This is a genomic window from Syntrophotalea acetylenivorans, from assembly GCF_001887775.1.
GTDB lineage: Bacteria > Desulfobacterota > Desulfuromonadia > Desulfuromonadales > Syntrophotaleaceae > Syntrophotalea_A > Syntrophotalea_A acetylenivorans.
Map to the genome: position 1 here is coordinate 151,034 of NZ_CP015519.1, position 19,709 is coordinate 170,742.

The following is a 19,709-nucleotide window of genomic DNA, read 5'->3' on the forward strand; positions in this document are numbered from 1 at the left end:
AAGAGTCAAAATGGAACTGCAAATGTATGCTCCAATTTTGGGGGCGATCGGATTTCTGATTGCCATCGTCATGTACAACGTCGTAAAGGCGCAACCCGTTGGCAACGATCGGATGAAAGAAATTTCCGATGCCATTCATAACGGCGCCATGGCTTTTCTTGGTCGCGAATACCGCGTTCTAGCATTCTTCATCATCCTGGTCTTTTTCGTCATTGCCATGGGTATGAACTTTGAAACCGCCTTCGCTTTCCTTGGCGGCGCTATCTGTTCAATGACTTGCGGTTTTATCGGTATGAAGGCCGCCACCCGTGCCAACGTTCGGACTACCGAGGCGGCGCGCCAATCGGGTCAGGCTAAGGCCCTGTCAGTATCCTTTAACGGCGGCGCCGTTATGGGTCTGGCCGTGGCTTCCCTTGGCCTGGTCGGCGTTGGTGTTGCTTTTATTTTCTTCGGTGGCAACCCCGAAACCGCTAAATACATCAATGGTTTTGCCATGGGCGCTTCGTCCATCGCTCTCTTTGCCCGTGTAGGCGGCGGTATCTACACCAAGGCCGCCGATGTCGGTGCTGACCTGGTTGGTAAGGTCGAAGCCGGTATCCCGGAAGATGACCCCCGCAACCCTGGCGTTATTGCCGATAACGTAGGTGACTGCGTTGGTGACACCGCGGGTATGGGTGCGGATATTTTCGAATCCTACGTCGGCTCCATTATCGCTACTATCGCTATTGCCGCCGCTGCAAGCCCGGCTCTATTGGAAAAGCTCGGTGGTGGTGTGGATATCAAGGCGGCCGCCATGCTGTTGCCTTTGACCCTGGCCATGGTCGGCCTGATCTTTTCCGTCATCGGCATCGGTTCCATGAAGTTCCTGAAAGGAATCGATCCGGCCAAGGCTCTGCATTATACAACTTTTGTGGCTGCTGCCGGCTTTCTTGTCGCCGCCTTCTTCGTTATTAAGTCCTTCGGTATCAGCACCGGCGTTTTTTATGCCATTCTGGCCGGTACGCTGGCTGGCATCGCCATTGGTCAGATTACTGAATACTATACCGCTTCCAGCCCCGTCGCACGTATCGCTGAAGCCAGTAAGACCGGCCCTGCTACTAACATCATCAACGGTCTGGCTGTAGGTCTTGAGTCTTGTGCTCTGCCGATCCTGATCATCTGTATCGGTATCTTTGTAGCCAATTATTTTGCCGGTCTGTACGGCATCGGTATCGCTGCTGTTGGCATGCTGGCTACCGTTGGCGTCACCATGACTGTCGATGCCTACGGCCCCATCGCTGACAACGCCGGCGGTATCTCGGAAATGTGTGGACTCGGCCCTGATGTTCGTAAGATCACCGACGGTCTGGATGCCATCGGCAACACCACCGCTGCTATCGGCAAGGGTTTCGCCATCGGTTCCGCAGCCCTGACCGCCTTGGCTCTCTTCTCCGCTTACGCTACCACGGTCAAGCTCGAAGCCATTAACCTGATCAACCCCAGTGTCGTTATTGGCCTGTTGATCGGTGGCATGCTGCCCTTCCTGATCGGTGCCATGACCATGACCTCCGTCGGCCGTGCCGCCGGCAAGATGGTTGATGAGATCCGTCGTCAGTTCCGTGAGATCCCCGGCCTGCTCGAAGGCAAGCCCGAAGCCAAGCCCGAGCCAGAAAAGTGCATCGACATCTCGGCCCGTGCCGCTCTCCGCGAAATGGTTCTGCCCGGTGTTGTGGCTGTTGTTGCCCCGGTTCTGGTCGGTTTTGTTATCGGCAAGGAAGCTCTCGGCGGCATGCTCGCCGGTGCTACCCTGGCCGGTGTGCTGCTTGCCCTGATGATGTCCAATGGCGGCGGCGCTTGGGACAATGCCAAGAAGTACATCGAATCCGGCGAATTAGATGGTGAATCCAAAGGCGGCGAAGCCCACAAGGCTGCGGTTGTTGGCGATACCGTTGGCGACCCCTTCAAAGACACTTCCGGTCCCGCCATGAACATTCTCATCAAGCTGATGAGCGTTGTGGCTCTGGTTATTGCACCGCTGCTGGTGTAAGGAACGAACCATAGAATGGAAACGATAGCCGGGAGATTTTCCCGGCTATCGTTATTTACAGCCTGTTTAACAAAATGTTTTCTTTGTAACCAGCCTCTCATTCAGGAACATATCATGGGTTTTAAGTGCGGCATCGTTGGCCTGCCCAATATTGGCAAGTCGACCATATTTAACGCCATAACTTCTGCAGGTGCAGAATCGGCTAACTATCCATTCTGTACCATTGAGCCTAATGTCGGAGTCGTAGCGGTCCCCGATAAACGCTTGGATGCTCTGGCCACCATCGTCGACCCCGAAAGGGTTCTGCCTACCACCATCGAATTTGTGGATATTGCAGGCCTGGTCAAGGGGGCCAGTAAGGGAGAGGGGCTCGGTAATCAGTTTCTGGGCAATATTCGCCAGGTCGATGCCATTGCGCACATCGTGCGTTGTTTTGACGACACCAATGTAGTACATGTGGATGGTGACGTTGATCCTTTGCGGGATATTGAGGTTATCCAGACCGAATTGAATCTGGCCGACTTGGATACGGTGGAAAAACGCATCATCCGTAGTCAAAAACTGGCTAAAAGTGGTGATAAAAAGCTGCAATTCGAAGTTGAGATCCTTGAGCGAGTGCAGGCTTGTCTTAACGAGGGCCGCCCCGCACGGTCCCTGGGGCTTACGGCAGAAGAGTATCAGGTCATCGATGACTTGCATCTCATTACGGTAAAGCCTGTGCTTTATGTAGCTAATGTAGCTGAGGATGACTTGAATGGCGAACACGACTTTGCCAAAAAGGTTCAAGCTCATGCCGAATCAGAGGGAGCTCAGTTCGTCGCCATTTGCGGAAAGATTGAAGCCGAGGTGGCGGAGCTTGAGGAAGACGAAAAGATCGAATTCCTCAATGAACTGGGTCTGCGGGAATCCGGCCTCGACCGAATGATTCAGGCTGGCTATAAGTTGCTCGGCTTGATCACCTATTTCACTGCCGGTAAAAAAGAAGTTCGTGCCTGGACCGTCACCGACGGATCTAAAGCTCCGGCTGCGGCAGGTGTCATCCATACGGATTTTGAAAAAGGATTTATTCGTGCCGAGGTTATCGGTTACGATGACTATATCGCTTCTTCCGGCGAAACAGGGGCTAAAGAGAAGGGCCTGATGCGCCTGGAGGGTAAAGAGTATCTGGTCGTTGACGGTGATGTCATGCATTTCCGATTTAACGTCTGATAGCGTCACAAAAATTCCGACCTTCGGCGTTACGGCGTTGTTCAGGACCTCGACATACCGGATGTATGCCTTCACCCCTGAGCAATCACCAGGCCTTGTAGGTCGAAAAATTTGTTTAGCCATCCTATGAGTTTTTGCGGATGCTTTGATTTTTAATCGAGGAAGGCGGCAACCGTTTCAGGAATAAGCATTGTAAACTTCCGTCGCTTATGCTAATAAACATGGTTCTGTTTTTTCTGGGCATGGTGCCCGCTCCTTGCTCCGAATTGGCTTCGGGGCTACTAACTCTAGAGGAGAACGTCGAACATGCGTACTTACGAACACATTTTCATTGTACATCCGGAGGTGGTCGGTGATGACTACGCCGCTATCCTGGATAAGTTCAAAAACATTCTGACCGAGCAGGGTGCCAACATCCTCAAGGTGGATGAGTGGGGCGCGCGCAAGCTCGCCTATCCGGTCAAAAAGCAGACTCGCGGTACTTACGTACTGATGACTTTCGAAGCCGGTGCCAAGGTTATCGCCGAGTTCGAGCGTCGTTTGCGTCTGGATGAAAAAATCATCAAGTTTCAGACCATCGTGCTGCCTAACGGGGTTGAGATCGCTGCTGAGGAACCTGCTGAAGAGGCTCCCGCTACCGAAGGCCCTGCTGCTGAAGAGACCGCTTAACATTTATTCTCGAAACCGAAAAGGATTCATCATATGGCTTATCAGAAACGTCCCGCCGCTGGTGGTAAGAGTTCTACTTTCCGTCGTCGTTTTTCCCGTCGTAAAGGTTGCCGGTTCTGTGGCGACAAATCCATGAAGATCGATTACAAAGAAGTTCGTAACTTGCGTTACTTCATTTCTGAGCGCGGCAAGATTGTACCTCGCCGTATCTCCGGTTGCTGTGCAGATCATCAGCGCAAAGTGTGTGAAGCGATCAAGCGTGCACGCAATATTGCCCTGCTGCCCTTTACCGCAAGCCACTCTCTCGATTAAATCGAAGACCGTTACAACGGGAGGGTGTTTGTGAAGCAGGTTCAGGCTGGTAGCTTTATCGTTGGCGCAACACTGGTGACTCTGTTGCTGCAGGGCAGTGTCGGACTGTTGCCGGTTGGTGCGTTGGCAGCTCTATTAGTACCTTTGCCGGCTGCGTATGTGGTTATGCGCTTCGGTCTGACGGCTGGCTGTCTGGTGGTGGCGGGCACGAGTGGGATTGCTTACGGTCTGATCAGCCAGGTGGCTGCAGTGGGCTACCTGGTGCAGTTTGGCGCTCCCGCACTGCTACTGAGTCTGTTGCTCAGACGCGGCGTCGACTGGTGCCGCGCTACCGGTTGGAGCCTCATTCTACTGCTTGCTACCGGTGGGCTGTTTTTGTTGGCCATGGCCGTCCAACAACAGACCGAGCTGACCACCCTCGTTGAAAGTTATCTTCAGGTAGAGATCAATACTGCCCTGACATTGGCCAAGGACATGGAACTGCCGGCAGCTCAGGCGGCCCAGTTCGAAAAGACCGTACGCAACACCGGAGCCTTGCTGTTGCAGGTGTATCCTGCAGCAGCTGCAGTTGGATACGGTCTTTTGTTATTGATCACCCAACTTGGTCTGAGTTTGGCCGCCCGCTCTCGATACAGCATCCCCGGGATACCTTTTGATCAATGGAAGGTTCCGGAGGTTTGGATCTGGGGACTGATTCTTTCAGGAGCTGGCGTCTTGTTGGCCAACGGGGGACTGGAAACAGCAGCCCTCAATCTGTTGGTGGTCATGCTGGCCCTCTACTTTTTGCAGGGTCTGGCTATTGTGAAGTACTTTTTCCGTACGCGCAGGGTTTCAACTCCGCTACGGACTTTGGGCTATGTGCTTTTAGCGACACTCAACCCGTTGCCGGTACTGGTTGCCGGAATCGGAGTTTTCGATTTGTGGATTGATTTTAGAAAACCACGAAAAACAGAGGACTAGATCCTTTTTTTTGGAGGAAGCGATGGATATCATTCTTGTAGAAAATGTCGATGGTCTCGGCAATATCGGTGACCTGGTAAGCGTTAAGGCCGGTTACGCTCGTAACTACCTTATTCCGCAAAAATTTGCTGTTGCAGCCAATTCCCGCAACATTAAAGAAATGGAACACCAGAAGCGTCAACTGGAGCGTAAAGCGCAGAAGGTGATGCAGGCTTCTGAAGTAATTAAAGGTCAGATTGAGGCCTTGAGCTGCGAATTTGCCCTTCGCGCCGGCGAAGAAGGCAAACTGTTCGGTTCGGTGACCACCATGGAACTCGCTGCTAAAATCAGCGAAGCCGGCATCGAAATCGACCGTAAGAAAATTCAACTCGACGAGCCCATCAAGAACCTGGGAGAGTTCGAGATTCCGGTCAAGCTGCCCGCCGGTGTTGTGGCGAACCTCAAGGTTGCCGTTGTTGCCAGCGAAGAGTAGTAATGTACGCTTGCCGAAGGAAGGTTTTGTTCTTCCTTCGGCAAGTAGCTTTCTTGTAGTTGGACTGAAGCATGAGTGAACAGTCGTCCCACCGTCTTCCACCGCAAAGCCTTGAAGGGGAAATGTCCGTCCTTGGCGGCATTCTGCTGGAAAATGAAGCCCTCAACAAGGCCCTGGAACTCCTGCGGCCTGAAGACTTCTATCGCGAAAGTCATCGCAAGATTTTTTCCGCACTCATCGATCTATCCGATCGTGGCGAACCTGCCGACCTGGTTACCCTGACCTCTACCCTGCAAAAAAAAGGTGAACTGGAAGAAGTTGGCGGCAGCAGTTATCTCGGCGTTTTGGTCGATTATGTTCCGACGGCCGCTAACATCGGCTATTATTGCCGAATGGTCAAAGAAAAAGCTTTGGCCCGGCATATGATTCACGTTTCCACTGAAATTGCCACTCGAGGTTATGAAGGCGGCGATATCGAGGAAACCCTCGATTGGGCCGAAAAGTCGATCTTTGAGATCAGCGGCATGAAGAGCCGCCCGTCCTACTTCTCCACCCGCGAGATCATGCAGGACACCTTCAAGAACATCGAAAAGCTCTATCAGCGTAAAGAACTGGTTACCGGTGTTCCGACAGGCTTTACCGATCTTGACACCATGACCGCCGGTATGCAGCCATCCGACCTGGTCATCATTGCCGGTCGCCCCTCCATGGGTAAGACCGCTTTCATTCTCAACATCGTTGAAAATGCCGGACTCCGCGCCGAACCCCAGGTTCCGACCCTGGTTTTTTCTCTGGAAATGAGTAAGGAACAGCTTGTGCAGCGTATGCTCTGTTCCGTTTCCCGTGTCGATGCCAGTCGCCTGCGGACCGGCCACCTGGTAGATTCTGACTGGGGTAAGCTCACAGACGGTGCCGGCAAGCTTTCCGATGCTCCCATTTTTATCGACGATACCCCGGCTATCACCGTGCTGGAGTTGCGAGCCAAGGCCCGCCGCCTTAAAGCCGAGCGCGACCTGGGCTTGGTCGTAGTCGATTATCTTCAGCTCATGCAAGGTCACAATTCCGAGAGCCGTCAACAAGAGATTTCGGAAATTTCCCGTTCTCTTAAAGCCCTGGCCAAGGAACTTAATATTCCGGTTATCGCCCTGTCTCAGCTTAACCGTTCCTTGGAAAACCGTACGGACAAGCGACCGATTATGGCCGATTTGCGCGAATCAGGTGCTATTGAGCAGGATGCCGACGTGATCATGTTCATCTATCGCGAAGCGGTTTATTGCGAAGATTGCAAAAGCCGGGATCGCAGCTGCGAGAAGGGACATGAAAAAGACGCGGAAATCGTGATAGGTAAACAGCGTAACGGTCCCATTGGTACCGTGCACCTGACCTTTCAGGGGCAGTTTACCCGCTTCGAAAATCAATCCAAGAGGCAGGAGGGGTATTAAACCAAAACTGTCCGGATGGAGAATCTTTGGTAGCCAACGAATTAAAAAATCCCCCAACCCGAAAGGGCTTGGGGGATTTTTTTGTTGAATCGGTATCTTAGCCAGATCGACGGACTTCCTTCGCTCCTGGCTTAGACATTCTTGATGTCGATATCCAGGGTTTGAATCTTCTTCCGCAGCGTGTTGCGATTGATGCCCAGGATCTCAGACGCCCTCACCTGGTTGGAGCGGGTCTTTTCAAGAATGATTTTGATCAGAGGTCTCTCCATCTGGTGCATGACCATCTCGTAAAGGTTGTCCAGTTCCTGAACATCCATTTGAGCGAAACTGCTGCGTAACTTTTTGGAGATCAAGGCTTCCAGGGATTCATCGACTTCCGCCGCAGCTCCTCCCTGGGGTTGCAGGCTAGGAAAGTCTTCAGGGGTCAATAGCGCGTCAGCCGAAAGCAGCGCTGCCCGCCGCAGGCTATTTTCCAGTTCGCGGATATTCCCTGGCCAATCGTGTCGCATAAGCAGGTCCATGGCTTCTTTGGTGCAACCACGGGTTTGAACGTTCAATTCCTGTTGGGCGCGGGGGATAAAATAGTCGACCAGCAGCGGGATGTCGCTGCGTCGATCGCGCAACGGTGGAATATTGATTGGCACCACGTTCAGGCGGTAGTAGAGGTCCTCCCGGAAAGCCCGGCTGCGAACCTGCTCTTCCAGGTTCTGGTTGGTGGCAGCGACAATGCGTACATCGACGGGGATGGAGGTGCTGCCTCCGGTACGGGTAATTTCTTTTTCTTGCAGAACCCGGAGCAACTTAGCCTGCAGATCCAGAGGCATGTCGCCGATTTCGTCAAGAAACAGGGTGCCGCCGCTGGCCTGCTCAAACTTACCTATTTTTCGCTCGGTTGCGCCGGTAAAGGCCCCTTTTTCGTAGCCGAATAGTTCGCTCTCAAGGAGTTCGCTGGGGATGGCCGCGCAGTTGAGGGCTAGAAAAGCCTTACCCAGCCGCGGGCTGTTGTAATGAATAGCTCGAGCGACCAATTCCTTGCCTGTTCCGCTTTCGCCGGTGATGAGCACGGTGACATCCGTCGGGGCGACCCGACCAAGAATTTTATAAATGTCCTGCATCGGCTGGCTCTTGCCGATAATGGTGCGGTCGAGATGGTAATGGTCCTTGATTTCGTCCTTGAGTCGCCTTATTTCCTCGGTAGCCGAAGAGGCGTTTTGGGCCTTAAGGATGATGGCGTCGAGGGCATCGAGGTCAAAGGGTTTGGTGAGATAGTCATAGGCGCCAAGGCGCATGGCTTCGACGGCATTTTTCATGGTCGACTCGGCGGTCATGATGATCACCATCATTTCCGGACGCTGTTCGCGAAATTCGCTGAGCAGGTCGAGACCGGAAATACCAGGCATTTTTATATCGAGTATCGCAAGATCGTAGGTGTTCTTTTCTACCTGTGCTTTGGCCGCGGTGCCGTCGGCTACCGTATCAACGGTAAAACCCTTTTTGGTCAGGGCCTTGGCCAGAACCCAGGCAATGCTCTGTTCGTCATCCGCTACCAGAATTCGCTGGATGGACATGAATGTTTACCTTTCTCTAAAAAACTCCAATAGGCGAAGGGAAAAGTCCGACAGTAATTAGGAGGTGGCTTCTTGGTTGGTTTTGGGACGCAACATGGGCAGTGAAACTGAAAACTGTGTTCCTTCCCCGGGTTGGCTTTCTACTTTGAGAAATCCGCCATGATCGCTGACGATCTTCTGGCAAATGGCCAGGCCAAGGCCTGTGCCGCGGTCCTTTGTGGTGTAAAAGGGGGTGAACATATGTTCCATCTGCTCGGGTGTAATGCCCGAACCGTTATCCTTGACCTCAATAACTACCAGAGGTACCGGTTTTTCCCCTGGCTTATTGTAACGAAACTGGGAAGCGATGCGACTGCAAATAATCACTTGGCCTCCGTGGTCGACGGCTTCGGCGGCATTTTTGATCAGATTGAGAAATAGTCTGACAAGCAATTTTTCGTCCGCTCGAATGGCTGGAATACTCGGATCGAGCTTTAATTGGAAATCCACCTGCTTCGGACGCTGACTCTCTTTTTGTAACAAGACGATATCGGAAAGCAACCGGCCAAGATTCACCGCGCCTAAACGGGGTGAAGGGGGTCGCTCCAAGTCGAGGAGTTCTTCGATGATATCGTTGACCCGGTCTACTTCGCGGGTCATTACTGAGGTATACTCTTTCAGAGTGCTTTCGGGAGGCAGCTCCATATTCAGAAGTTGTGCCGCGCCCTTGATTCCCCCTAAAGGGTTTTTTATCTCGTGGGCCAGACCTGCCGCCAGGGTGCCAAGCATCGAGAGCGTTTCCGAGCGACGAATGGCTTCCTGCAGTTCCCTCACCTGCGTGAGATCCCTCAGCATCAGAATAACACCGTCGGGGTCACCGTGCTGGTCGAAATTAGGTGATAAGGACACCCGCACCGGCAGGGGGGCACCAGTGGAACGCACCAACATCAGATCCTCATGGTTGAACAGGGAGCGACTTTTCTTTAAAGCTGTTTCGACTAATTCAAGTAGCTTGGTCTGATTTTTAAACAGGGTCTGGTAACATTTACCAAGAGCTTGTTTTTCTGAAAGACCGGTGCAGATTTGGGCGGCAGGGTTGTACAAGACTATTTTTCCCTGCCGGTCAATAGCGATAACCGCTTCTTCCATATTCTCCAATACCCGTAGGTAGAGGGTGGCGTCTTTTGGAATAGCGGGCATTGTTTTAAGTCTCCACAGAATCTATAGCAGCAAGGAAAAAATCTTCTGTCGCTTGCTGGAGCTCGGCAAAAGAGCGGGTTGCATTAATCAGGGTGCGGAAAGCGGCGGCTTTGGGCAATCCCCGTGAATACCAGCAAAGGTGCTTACGCATGTCGAAGAGAGCTTTTTGCTCCCCGAAATGACGGACGAACAATTCGAAATGGCAACGGACCGCTTCGAGTCGCTGTAGCGGGTCGGGAGCAGGGCAGGGCCGACCTTCCCGTCTTGCCAGGATAGAACTAATCAACCAGGGGTTGCCGTAGCAACCGCGGCCGAGCATTATGCCATCGCAACCGGTTTCGGCAAGCATGGCCTCCGCATCCTCGGCGCGGACAATATCGCCACTTCCGATCACCGGCACTGTCACTGCGTTTTTTAGCTTTTTGATATGGCTCCAGTCAGCTCGGCCGGAAAAGGCCTGGCTGCGGGTGCGTGGATGCAGGGTCAGAGCATCAGCGCCCTCTGCCTCGGCGATGCGGCCGATCTCCAGATAGTTAATCGATGAACTGTCCCAGCCTGATCTCAGTTTTACAGTGAGCGGGCGGCTGGTGGCACGCCGCACAGCGGCAACAACCTGCGCTACCTTGGCAGGATCTTGCAACAGGGCACTGCCGGCTCCGGAGCGAACCACCTTTTTTACCGGGCAACCGAGGTTTAAATCGATCAATTCGCCGCGATCTTCAACCTGGGCCGCGGCCCTGGCTAATACCTGGGGATCGTCGCCAAACAGTTGAACGCCCAGGGGATGGTCTTCCGCCGTGCTGAGCAGCAGTGCTTCAGTATTGCGACCTGCACGAACCAAGCCATTGGCACTGATCATTTCAGTGAAAGTTAAATCAATGCCATAACGCCGCATTATTAAGCGATAAGGCAGGTCGGTGATACCGGCCAGCGGAGCCAGTAGAATGTTATTTTTTAAAGGAAGGCAACCTATTTGCATAAAAATCAGTCAGTTTCTGCATAGAAAATATGCAATTTAGCACGGCTGGTGGCCGTAGGGTAATGAAAAAAAGGCAACGGAAAATTACTGTTGCGGCCAATAATTGTCAGGAAGTTGTAAAACTGTAGTGTTTTCAGTATATTGTTATCATGAACTAAATAAATTCCAGGCTCGTTGCGCCGCCAGTGAGCACCATCACATGCGGCTCGGGAAATCAAATAGTTTCTGGTTTCCAGACGGTCGATTTCAGATGAAGGAGAACAACGATGGCAGGTCTGAAAGATATTCTCCATAAAAAAATACTTGAACAACGACCGCGGGTCAAACGGTTGCTTCAAGAACATGGCGACGTGTTGTTTGATCAAGTCACCATCGGCCAGGTTATTGGAGGTGCTCGAGGGATCAAATGTCTGGTAACCGATATCTCCCATCTTGATCCCGAAGAAGGGGTACGTTTTCGTGGACGTACCATCCCGGAAACTTTTGCTGCATTGCCCAAGGCTCCCGGTTCTTGTTATCCCTATGTTGAGGGGTTCTGGTATTACCTTTTGACGGGAGAGGTGCCAACGGAACGACAGGCTCTTGACGTCGTTGCCGACTTTCAACGGCGGCAACAGATACCAGAGTACGTTTTTGATGCCTTGCGGGCTATGCCTCGCGACCTTCATCCCATGGCCATGCTTTCGGCCGCCGTTGTTGCCATGCAGGGAGAGTCCGTTTTTGCCCGCCGTTACAATGAGGGTATGAACAAGATGGATTATTGGGAACCCATGTACGAGGATGCCTGTGATCTCTTGGCCAGGCTACCGGGGATTGCCGCTTTTATCTATCGACTCAAATACCGCGATGATTCGCCGATTAGTGCCGACCCAGATCTTGATATGGGAGGGAATTTTGCTCATATGATGGGCATCGAAGCTCCCTACGATGATGTGGCTAGAATGTACTTCATTCTCCATTCTGATCACGAATCGGGTAATGTTTCGGCTCATACTACTCGTTTGGTGGCTTCGGCCCTGGCCGATGCCTATTACAGCTTTTCCGCTGGCGTCAACGGCCTGTCCGGCCCCCTGCATGGCTTAGCCAACCAGGAGGTTCTCCGCTGGATTCAAGGGGTTATGAAAAAGCTTGGCGGCAAGTTGCCCAGCGAAGCTGAACTGACCGACTTCCTTTGGGATACCCTCAATAGTGGCCAGGTCATTCCTGGCTACGGCCACGCCGTATTGCGTAAGACCGATCCGCGTTTTTCTGCCCAGATGACTTTTTGTGAAAAGCATTTGGCTGATGATCCCATGTTTCAATTGGTGCAAATGATCTATCGAGTGGCCCCCAAAATTCTTATGGAGCACGGTAAGGCCCGCAATCCATGGCCCAATGTCGATGCTCAATCCGGGGTTATTCAGTGGCACTTCGGAGTCACCGAATACGATTTCTACACAGTGCTGTTTGCTGTGGGGCGGGCTATCGGAGTCTTGGCTAATATCACCTGGGATCGGGCCTTGGGCTATCCCTTAGAGCGGCCCAAGTCGGTTACCCTTGATATGCTGGAGGAAGCAACAAAAGGACGTTGATGGTGATTTGCTCGTCTCACTAAATATGCTTTGCCCGGGCTCCTTGTTTCAAGGGGCCTTTTTTTTTGCGGTTATGATAATTGGAGTACGGCAGACCAAATGAAAGAAGCAAGAGAGGTAGAATTATCGTAGCGGCATTGAATATGCAGAGTTGATTGATCAACATTCGAATATTTGCTGTCAACCCTGAGGGAAAGTTTCTGGAGGATTGGTTCCGTGAAGAAAGCATTGGTTGTCGATGATAAGAAAGAGAACCGCCGGCAGGTGGCAGAAGCGCTGGTTCGTTACGGGTTTACGGATATTATTGAAGCGGAAAACGGACAGCAGGCCGTTGAGTTGGCCGTGTCCCATAAGCCAATATTGATCGTGATGGATGTCGGCATGCCGGTTATGGACGGGATCACCGCTGCTGAAAAAATAAGCAAAAAGGCGCCGGCGCCTATTGTTCTGCTGACGGGAAAAACAGATGCTCAGACAGTTGAGCGAGCCCGCCTGGCCGGTGTAATGAACTATGTAGTTAAGCCCTTTCGCGAAGAACAGTTTTATCCGGCGGTCGACTTGGCCATTCATCATTTTGTTTGTGAATCGAGTTTGCGCGATGAAGTTGACAAGCTTAAAGAAACTCTGGAAACCCGCAAAGTCATTGAAAAGGCCAAGGGCCTGCTGATGAAAAACGGGCTGTCTGAGGACGAGGCGTACCGTCGCATTCAGAAGATGGCCATGAACAATCGCAAGAGTCTTCGAGAAGTGGCCGAAGCTATTCTACTCACCGATGGCATGGTTGGTTGATGTCTACTGCAGCTCTTAATCTGTGCAACCTGCCTCCCTGGGCCATTGCTTCGCGTCATTTCAACCGCCAGCCGAAGTCTTTGGAAATTCAGGGCGTCCGCCAGGCCAATCGGCTATTATTTGAACGACTTGAAGAGGAGCCTTGCTCTGTAAAACGGGCAACCATCTTTAACGATTTCATGGATGTGACGTTCCAACTCCATCAATGGCAGCAGCAAAAATCGGCCGGTGGTCGCAAGAGCCTCAAAAACAGCTACCTGCGCTTTCTGAGGGGCTGGATGTTCGACTCCAACGGTCGCGAGGGGGCGGTCCTTAAGGGTTGGGTGGAAAGTCGTTTCGGTTTGCATCCGACCTATCACGAGGTACCCATAGAGGACCCCCACTCGGAAGGTTATTTTCATTTTCTGGTGCAGCGCATGCGCGGCGCGGCCCGCACCAGCGCTATTCATCAGCAGCTCGATGTGCTCTACGAGTTCACCCAATATGAATTGCAGCGCAGATTTCCTGATAAAGACCATTTCACTCTCTATAGAGGGGTGTACGGATTCGAGGAACACGTCATCCTTGAGAAATTCGATAAGCATAATTGCCTGATGCGGCTCAATAATCTTAATTCCTTTACCGGCGATTTCGAGCGGGCCTGGGAATTCGGTAGTCGAGTTCTGAAAACCGAAATTCCTTTGGCCAAGATTGTTTTTTTCAATGGCCTGCTTCCCACTGCCCGGTTGCAGGGAGAGGAGGAATACCTGGTGATCGGCGGTGAATACGAAGTCGAGGTAATGATCGGTGGCTGATCCGGGATACCCGGCAAAGAACCGGGACGAGATCGTGGCGAGGGCGCAAGCTGCTTTTCTGGGTTTGGCCCTGGGTGATGCACTGGGCGCCACCACGGAGTTTCTTCTGCCTGGTGAGATTCGCTTTCGGCACAAGGTGCATAACAAGATTATTGGCGGCGGCTGGTTGAATCTCAAGGCCGGTCAGGTAACTGATGATACGGAGATGAGCTTGTGCATTGCTCGGGCTATCGACGAAACCGGCGGTTGGGATAGAGTTCGTATCATGGAGCTTTTCGCCGAATGGCTGAAAGGCCGCCCTGTAGACGTTGGCGCCACCTGCCGCCGCAGTATCAGTCGTTACATCATCAAAGGTGAGATCGGGAAGGAGTACAGCGATCAGGACGCTGGCAATGGTGCCGCCATGCGCATGGCACCCGTGGCCTTGTTTTCCCTGGGGGACGAGGACCTGCTCAGGGAGCAGGCTGTCGATCAAGCAAGGCTGACCCACCACAACAAACTTTCCGATGCTGCTTGCATCACCATTGGTCGTCTGGTTCAGCAGGCCATCCTCGGTGCGGATCGTCCCGCATTGCATAGCATTGTGCGGCAACTTTACAGTGAGTGCCCAAAATTCCAATGCAAACGCTACCGGGGTGGTGCCTCGGCCTATGTGGTCGAAACCCTGCAGACCGTCTTTCATTATTTCTTCGGTACTGCCCATTTTGAAGAATGCCTGGTCGGGGTGGTCAATCAGGGAGGGGATGCCGACACCACCGGAGCCATTGCCGGTATGATTGCGGGGGCGTTCTACGGTATGGATTCCTTACCGAAAAAGTGGCTTAAAAAACTTGATCCGATGGTTCGCAAAGAGATCGAAGTACTGGCCGAGCGTTTGGTGGAATTTTCTCCACTGGGGAAGCAGTTTTAACCTGGTACCGGACGTTTTTCTCAACACTGCCAGCGGTACCATCACCAAGCTTTTCCCTGACATAAGCATTCTTATTTAAGGCCACCGAAATTCGGTGGCTTTTTTACTAAAAACCACAGCTAGATGAAGTGGCAGTGCCCAGGAAACGAAGGACAGGTCCGGCAAAGGGCTTATATGTTTTAATGGCCAGTTTGATTTTCGAGATCATAGGGTAAAGTTAAACGAGGTTATTGGCTGCTGGAGTTAAGTGGTGAACGCCGGGAATAGATCCTTTATCGAGAAAGGAGAAAATTATGAGTGTAACGAAACTGGCAATTGCTTTTATGTTCTGCGCTTTGGTTATGGGTTGCGCGGCCAGCGGGATGAAGGACGTTACAAAGACCGGGTTCCTTGAAGACTACAGTATGCTTAAACCGGGTGGTGAGGATTTCGCGGCTCTGGTTTACATCAATTCAGAGATCGATTTTAAACCGTACGACAAAATTATGTTCGAACGCATCCAGATATCTTTAAGTGATGAGGCTGAATACAAGGGGTTTGATCCGGCCTTGCTCAATGAGCTCACAGAATATTATCAAAACGCGTTGTTTGAGGCGGTCAAAGGTGGTTATGAAATCGTTGATTAACCGGGGCCAGGAGTTTTAAGAGTAAGAACGGCGATTACCGATGTTAAACCAAGCAAACCTATTTCGAACACGATGTCATCCATTATTCCGGTGGGTATGGTTGTCGCCGGTGCAACGAAGGCAGCCAGCGGAGATAATTTAGGGACCGGCGAGGCGGCTACTGAAATCGAAATTCTCGACTCTCTAACGGGAGAACGACTCGCTGCAGCAGTTGATCGCCGACAGGGCGGCAAAAGTGCTTTCAGGGGTAAATGGGTGGACACCAAGCAGGCTTTTGATTATTGGGCGAAACGTTTCCGTCAGCGGTTGGATGCAGTACGAGGACTATAAAAACCAGTATTTTAATTCCGTTTGATGTTTTTGAACGGCGAATCATCGAGTAGTCTTATCCGAACTTAGCGCCGCTGAGTAGAGCCTATTGATCCAAGGATCAATAGGCTCTGTTTGATGGGAAGAAGGAAGTGTTTGTTTTAACTTATTTATGGGAGCAAATACCAATAGCAAAAAGTAGGAACTACTTATTTTCAAGTTTTCTTAGTTCGACACTGATCTCCCGGCAGAGCAAGGCAACCGCTTGACTCTCTGCCTGAACCAGAGAATCGACACTTTGGTCGGTCACCTGTTGTGCATATTCACTGATGATTCTCACCAACATCTGTTGACCAGAACCATCGACGATTGTCCAGCCGGCTCGCAATGACACCACGCCTCCAGGTTTTCCCGTCAAATCCAGGACCTCGATAATAATTCGATAATCAGGATGGTCGTATGATTCCCATGGGTACCTGACGACCTGATCTGTGTCGAGCAGCTTGCCAAGGTTTTCCATAATCACCATTGTCAGATTATTTTCCAGAAGACCGGCCCATCGGTGAAGCTCAGACAATTGGTATTGATTGCCATCACCACGAATGACGATTTCCTGGCGTTTGAGCATTTCAGGAATCGTGACGGGGCCGACGCCTAGGATGAGCTCAGACAAAGGCTCTGTGCTCGAAACTGTGGATGTTGGCGTCAATTGATAATAACGCATTGCCGGTTGAGTCCCGCTACAACCGGTAAAGAGCAGCAATGAAATGATAATCACCAAAACAGTGGCACTCTGGTATCTCATTGTTTTGATTCTCCTCGGCCAAAAATAAGTGACTGTGGGTTGCGATCCAGTTGGTCGGTGACCGCACGCAGCGAGCGGATCGCACCGGTGAGTTCATCCAGAGTCTGTTGAGCTTTGAGGTTAAGAGCAGAATCTGAACCAAAAGAGTTGTTGACCTCAGTCAATGTCTCCTGCAATTTGATCATGGTCTGATTCAAGTTGGGTAGAACCTCCTGATGGATGTTTCCCGCCGCCCCCTGAATTCTTGTAGAGTTGCCCTAAGGGTCACGATTGTTTCATGTAAATCTTCGCCCAACTCTTCGATCGGGATCGAATCAATTTTTTTAACTACCTTGCTGATATCTTCGGCAATTTTTCCTAAAGGTGTCGAAACTGTTGGGAAGATCGGGTAGTCATTCTCATAAGCAACCTCCACCGGTTCCGCATCAGGGAAAAGACCGATTTCGATGTATAACTGCCCCGTCAATAGATTGCCTGTTTTCAACTGGGCCCGCATGCCGTGCTTGAGAAGTTCCTCCTGGATAAGACGTTTGTTGCCCTTTGCTCGTTCTTCAATGGCGGACTGGTAATCAACTTTTTTGCCATTGGAATATAATTCCAAACGTTCAGGTTCGATCATCACCAGTACCGGGATACGCACTTTCAGGCTGGCGGTATCGATGATTAATTTAAAGTCGACAACTTCCCCTATCTGGATACCGCCAAATTCCACCGGCGCACCAGGCACTAGTCCGCGTACTGATTGATCAAAGTACATCATGTAGTAGTTCTTGATGGCGTAGCTCTTTTTTGTTGCGGCCTCCCGGTCGGGATGCAACGGGAATTTAAAACTGTCGGAAACTTTCGTTATGGCGTCTAGGGTGGATGGTGTATCAAAAGCAATACCCCCTTGAAAAATCGAGACTATCGATTGGGTATCAACTTTGATTCCTCTGGCATCCATTTTCACGTCCACCCCGCTTGCATTCCAAAACTTGGTGGCTGAGTTGATTCGCTTATCATGGGGAGCGTGGATAAAAACTTTAATCTCAACAGCTTGGCCTGTTTGATCAAAATCATAGTCCACCACTTCGCCAACTTTGATCTGACGATAAAAAACAGGTGAAGCGATATTCAGCGAGCCCAGGGACGGGGAGCGCAGCAGGTAGTGCTGACCAGGCTCATCCGCTGTGACTAGAGGCTGTTTCGCCAAACCGGTAAAACTGCGCGTCGGCTTGCCTTCCTGAATTGGATCCATACCGATGTAGGCGCCGGACAAGAGGGTCCCCAAACCCGACACTTCACCCGCCGAAATTCTGGCTCTAACAACCCAAAAGCGCGTCTCTTCGGTCAGATACGGCTTAGTGTCTTTATCCATTCGAGCCAGTACAATGACTCCATCCAACTTCTCTGACAGCTTGATTTCTTCGACCTCGCCGATTACAACATCCTTGTATTTGATTTTGGTTTTGCCTGCTTCCAGTCCTTCAGCGGTCGTAAAATGGATACTGATCAAGGGGCCATGCTCGGTGATGGCCTTAAAGGCCAGCCAGCCGCCAATGGCCAGGGCAATAAGCGGTATCAGCCAGACAATTGAAAAGCCCTGCTTTGTACGCACTTCAGCTTGAGAAAAGGCTTCAGGGGGCAGGTGATTTATATTCGAATCATTCATTGGCTTCCTCCATGGCATCCCAGATCAGCCGCGGGTCGAAACTTTCAGCGGCGAACATCGTCAGAACCACGACTCCCGCAAAAAATACGGCGCCGAATCCCGCATCAATTGTCGCCACTGCGCCTAGTTTTACCAGGGCGACCAGAATAGTGACGACATATACGTCGACCATCGACCAGCGACCAACTAGTTCCGTCAACCGGTAGAGACGCGTCCGGTCTTTTGGGCGCCACTGCCAATGGCGTTGAACTGAAAACATCAGCAAGGCAAGAATCGACAATTTGACTACAGGCACAAAAACGCTGGCAACGAAGATCACCAGGGCGATTGGCCACATGCCCGAGTGAATGAAATAGATCACGCCGCTGATAATGGTGTCCGCTTGAGTATGACCCAGTGCCGAAGTAATGGTAATCGGCAGCAGATTTGCCGGGATTAAAAGGATGCTGGCGGCAATTAGCAACGCCCAGCAGCGAGTAAGACTGTTTTTTTTGCGACTGTGCAAGGCCGCACCGCAACGGGGGCAGGAAAAGCGGCCTTCCCTTTCCTCGGATGGCAGTCGACATAAAAGATGACAGCTGTGACAGCTGGCCATCCCCCTTTGTCTGGCTGTTGCCTCAATCAGTGCCATCGGATGCCTCCAACGCTACCCACACCCTGTGGGTATCAAGAACCGCCGTCTGGGCAGCAGTGGTAAAAATCAACAGAGCAAAGGCCCAGAGTGAAATACCGGGAATAATTGCAGCCAGCTTAGCCAATTTGACCAAAGAGACCAGAATCCCGATCATGAAGACTTCCATCATGCTCCAGGGTTGCAGGTGCTGAACAAAGCGGAAGACCTGAACCGCCCGCGGCAGGCGCCTTTTCAGGTAGACGGGCAATAATACATAGAGCAGGCCGGTCATCTGCAGCAAGGGGAATAGCACGCAAGTCAGCAAAACGACTGTTGCCAAACCTTCCATTCCTTGCTGATAAAGTAAATAGACGCCGGTGATCAAGTTGGTCTGTTGCTCGAATCCACCGGATTTCATCGCCAGAAAAGGAAAGCTCAGGGCCACCGCAAACAGGACGATGCTGGCCAGGACCAGCGCCAAAGATCGTTCGATGCTGTTCGGTTTAGCACGCATGAGGAGAGAGCCGCAACGGGGGCAATAGGCCGCACCATGCTTCGGAAGTGGTGGGATTTGAGTCAGCAAATCGCATCCATGGCAGGCCAGCAAGGGTGACATTGGTGGATCATCTCCTGGGATTCAAACTTGTCCATAGAGGAAACGTAAATGACTTTGATGCAATATTTACCAGTCTGGCGCTCGCCACAGAGGCTGCTTGCCTTTTTCAAGCAGTCGGCCCCAATCCGTGCGTCTGCTCATCTCCTGCTGCATGGGCTCCGGCACAATGTCTTTTCCCTGCCGCATCTGCCAACCGCCGCCTAGAGCCT

Annotated in this window: 19 protein-coding genes and 1 pseudogene; 12 read left to right on the forward strand and 8 right to left on the reverse strand. The window is 51.7% G+C overall.

All coding sequences use genetic code 11. From position 1 onward, the window contains the following. The first annotated feature begins 10 nt into the window (after positions 1–10). The 7 genes from A7E78_RS00700 (at position 11) to dnaB (ending at position 7,090) form a co-directional block, all read left to right on the forward strand. Positions 11–2,026, forward strand: coding sequence for a sodium-translocating pyrophosphatase (locus A7E78_RS00700; protein WP_072282469.1), 2,016 nt, complete (start codon positions 11–13; stop codon positions 2,024–2,026). Between the two features lie 114 nt (positions 2,027–2,140). Then, positions 2,141–3,235 carry a redox-regulated ATPase YchF gene (ychF, locus tag A7E78_RS00705; protein ID WP_072282470.1) on the forward strand — a complete coding sequence of 365 codons (1,095 nt, stop codon included), beginning with the start codon at positions 2,141–2,143 and terminating at the stop codon, positions 3,233–3,235. Between the two features lie 306 nt (positions 3,236–3,541). Further along, positions 3,542–3,904 (forward strand): 30S ribosomal protein S6, encoded by a 363-nt coding sequence (gene rpsF, locus A7E78_RS00710; protein ID WP_072282471.1) that lies wholly within the window; start codon positions 3,542–3,544, stop codon positions 3,902–3,904. Between the two features lie 33 nt (positions 3,905–3,937). Further along, entirely contained in the window at positions 3,938–4,216 is a 279-nt protein-coding gene (rpsR, locus tag A7E78_RS00715; protein WP_072282472.1) for a 30S ribosomal protein S18, read from the forward strand. Between the two features lie 30 nt (positions 4,217–4,246). Next, entirely contained in the window at positions 4,247–5,176 is a 930-nt protein-coding gene (locus A7E78_RS00720; protein WP_072282473.1) for a DUF2232 domain-containing protein, read from the forward strand. Between the two features lie 22 nt (positions 5,177–5,198). Beyond that, positions 5,199–5,648 (forward strand): 50S ribosomal protein L9, encoded by a 450-nt coding sequence (gene rplI / locus A7E78_RS00725; RefSeq protein ID WP_072282474.1) that lies wholly within the window; start codon positions 5,199–5,201, stop codon positions 5,646–5,648. Positions 5,649–5,719: 71 nt separating this feature from the next. Then, a complete protein-coding gene (gene dnaB, locus A7E78_RS00730) occupies positions 5,720–7,090 on the forward strand; it encodes a replicative DNA helicase (RefSeq protein ID WP_072282475.1) in 1,371 nt (456 codons plus the stop codon). Positions 7,091–7,221: 131 nt separating this feature from the next. Here the strand turns inward: dnaB and A7E78_RS00735 are convergent, their stop codons facing one another. From A7E78_RS00735 to dusB, 3 genes are read right to left on the reverse strand one after another with little or no spacing between them, the layout of a single operon-like run. Further along, positions 7,222–8,658, reverse strand: a complete 1,437-nt coding sequence (locus tag A7E78_RS00735) for a sigma-54-dependent transcriptional regulator (RefSeq protein ID WP_072282476.1) — start codon at positions 8,656–8,658, stop codon at positions 7,222–7,224. Between the two features lie 57 nt (positions 8,659–8,715). Next, on the reverse strand, positions 8,716–9,837 hold the full coding sequence (locus A7E78_RS00740) for a two-component system sensor histidine kinase NtrB (RefSeq protein ID WP_072282477.1): 1,122 nt from the start codon (positions 9,835–9,837) through the stop codon (positions 8,716–8,718). 4 nt (positions 9,838–9,841) lie between these two features. Continuing rightward, positions 9,842–10,816: a tRNA dihydrouridine synthase DusB gene (gene dusB, locus A7E78_RS00745; RefSeq protein WP_072282478.1), complete on the reverse strand. Its 975-nt coding sequence runs from the start codon at positions 10,814–10,816 to the stop codon at positions 9,842–9,844. A 266-nt stretch (positions 10,817–11,082) separates the two neighbouring features. On the opposite strand from dusB, the gene A7E78_RS00750 reads away from it, so the two are divergent. From A7E78_RS00750 to A7E78_RS15260, 5 genes and pseudogenes are all read left to right on the forward strand, one after another. Beyond that, positions 11,083–12,387: a citrate (Si)-synthase gene (locus A7E78_RS00750; RefSeq protein WP_072282479.1), complete on the forward strand. Its 1,305-nt coding sequence runs from the start codon at positions 11,083–11,085 to the stop codon at positions 12,385–12,387. 216 nt (positions 12,388–12,603) lie between these two features. Next, the gene (locus A7E78_RS00755) at positions 12,604–13,176 is read left to right on the forward strand and encodes an ANTAR domain-containing response regulator (protein ID WP_072282480.1); all 573 of its coding nucleotides are present in this window, start codon (positions 12,604–12,606) and stop codon (positions 13,174–13,176) included. After that, complete coding sequence (locus tag A7E78_RS00760; protein ID WP_072282481.1) at positions 13,176–13,970, forward strand: NAD(+)--dinitrogen-reductase ADP-D-ribosyltransferase; 795 nt, start codon at positions 13,176–13,178, stop codon at positions 13,968–13,970. The genes A7E78_RS00755 and A7E78_RS00760 overlap by 1 nt, the downstream gene beginning before the upstream one ends. Beyond that, positions 13,963–14,880, forward strand: a complete 918-nt coding sequence (gene draG / locus A7E78_RS00765) for an ADP-ribosyl-[dinitrogen reductase] hydrolase (protein WP_072282482.1) — start codon at positions 13,963–13,965, stop codon at positions 14,878–14,880. Before A7E78_RS00760 ends, draG begins: the two co-directional genes overlap by 8 nt. A 362-nt stretch (positions 14,881–15,242) precedes the next feature. After that, a pseudogene (locus tag A7E78_RS15260) lies at positions 15,243–15,836 on the forward strand (DUF3313 domain-containing protein). A gap of 184 nt (positions 15,837–16,020) precedes the next feature. Here the strand turns inward: A7E78_RS15260 and A7E78_RS00775 are convergent. From A7E78_RS00775 to A7E78_RS00790, 5 genes are read right to left on the reverse strand one after another with little or no spacing between them, the layout of a single operon-like run. Next, positions 16,021–16,620, reverse strand: coding sequence for a PqiC family protein (locus A7E78_RS00775; RefSeq protein ID WP_072282483.1), 600 nt, complete (start codon positions 16,618–16,620; stop codon positions 16,021–16,023). Next, the gene (locus A7E78_RS14760; protein ID WP_083552480.1) at positions 16,617–16,817 is read right to left on the reverse strand and encodes a hypothetical protein; all 201 of its coding nucleotides are present in this window, start codon (positions 16,815–16,817) and stop codon (positions 16,617–16,619) included. The genes A7E78_RS00775 and A7E78_RS14760 overlap by 4 nt, the downstream gene beginning before the upstream one ends. After that, positions 16,814–18,271, reverse strand: coding sequence for a PqiB family protein (locus A7E78_RS00780; RefSeq protein ID WP_158516047.1), 1,458 nt, complete (start codon positions 18,269–18,271; stop codon positions 16,814–16,816). Before A7E78_RS00780 ends, A7E78_RS14760 begins: the two co-directional genes overlap by 4 nt. Continuing rightward, a complete protein-coding gene (locus A7E78_RS00785) occupies positions 18,264–18,902 on the reverse strand; it encodes a paraquat-inducible protein A (RefSeq protein WP_072282484.1) in 639 nt (212 codons plus the stop codon). Before A7E78_RS00785 ends, A7E78_RS00780 begins: the two co-directional genes overlap by 8 nt. Continuing rightward, a complete protein-coding gene (locus A7E78_RS00790; protein ID WP_072282485.1) occupies positions 18,889–19,500 on the reverse strand; it encodes a paraquat-inducible protein A in 612 nt (203 codons plus the stop codon). The genes A7E78_RS00785 and A7E78_RS00790 overlap by 14 nt, the downstream gene beginning before the upstream one ends. Positions 19,501–19,709 lie beyond the last annotated feature (209 nt).

What these genes read in the sequence shown, in the direction of transcription:
- A7E78_RS00700 (WP_072282469.1), top strand. Translation starts at nt 11, where the DNA reads ATGGAACTGCAAATGTATGCTCCAATTTTGGGGGCGATCGGATTTCTG.
- ychF (WP_072282470.1), top strand. Translation starts at nt 2,141, where the DNA reads ATGGGTTTTAAGTGCGGCATCGTTGGCCTGCCCAATATTGGCAAGTCG.
- rpsF (WP_072282471.1), top strand. Translation starts at nt 3,542, where the DNA reads ATGCGTACTTACGAACACATTTTCATTGTACATCCGGAGGTGGTCGGT.
- rpsR (WP_072282472.1), top strand. Translation starts at nt 3,938, where the DNA reads ATGGCTTATCAGAAACGTCCCGCCGCTGGTGGTAAGAGTTCTACTTTC.
- rplI (WP_072282474.1), top strand. Translation starts at nt 5,199, where the DNA reads ATGGATATCATTCTTGTAGAAAATGTCGATGGTCTCGGCAATATCGGT.
- dnaB (WP_072282475.1), top strand. Translation starts at nt 5,720, where the DNA reads ATGAGTGAACAGTCGTCCCACCGTCTTCCACCGCAAAGCCTTGAAGGG.
- A7E78_RS00735 (WP_072282476.1), bottom strand. Translation starts at nt 8,658, where the DNA reads ATGTCCATCCAGCGAATTCTGGTAGCGGATGACGAACAGAGCATTGCC.
- A7E78_RS00740 (WP_072282477.1), bottom strand. Translation starts at nt 9,837, where the DNA reads ATGCCCGCTATTCCAAAAGACGCCACCCTCTACCTACGGGTATTGGAG.
- dusB (WP_072282478.1), bottom strand. Translation starts at nt 10,816, where the DNA reads ATGCAAATAGGTTGCCTTCCTTTAAAAAATAACATTCTACTGGCTCCG.
- A7E78_RS00750 (WP_072282479.1), top strand. Translation starts at nt 11,083, where the DNA reads ATGGCAGGTCTGAAAGATATTCTCCATAAAAAAATACTTGAACAACGA.
- A7E78_RS00760 (WP_072282481.1), top strand. Translation starts at nt 13,176, where the DNA reads ATGTCTACTGCAGCTCTTAATCTGTGCAACCTGCCTCCCTGGGCCATT.
- A7E78_RS00775 (WP_072282483.1), bottom strand. Translation starts at nt 16,620, where the DNA reads ATGAGATACCAGAGTGCCACTGTTTTGGTGATTATCATTTCATTGCTG.
- A7E78_RS00780 (WP_158516047.1), bottom strand. Translation starts at nt 18,271, where the DNA reads ATGAATGATTCGAATATAAATCACCTGCCCCCTGAAGCCTTTTCTCAA.
- A7E78_RS00785 (WP_072282484.1), bottom strand. Translation starts at nt 18,902, where the DNA reads ATGGCACTGATTGAGGCAACAGCCAGACAAAGGGGGATGGCCAGCTGT.
- A7E78_RS00790 (WP_072282485.1), bottom strand. Translation starts at nt 19,500, where the DNA reads ATGTCACCCTTGCTGGCCTGCCATGGATGCGATTTGCTGACTCAAATC.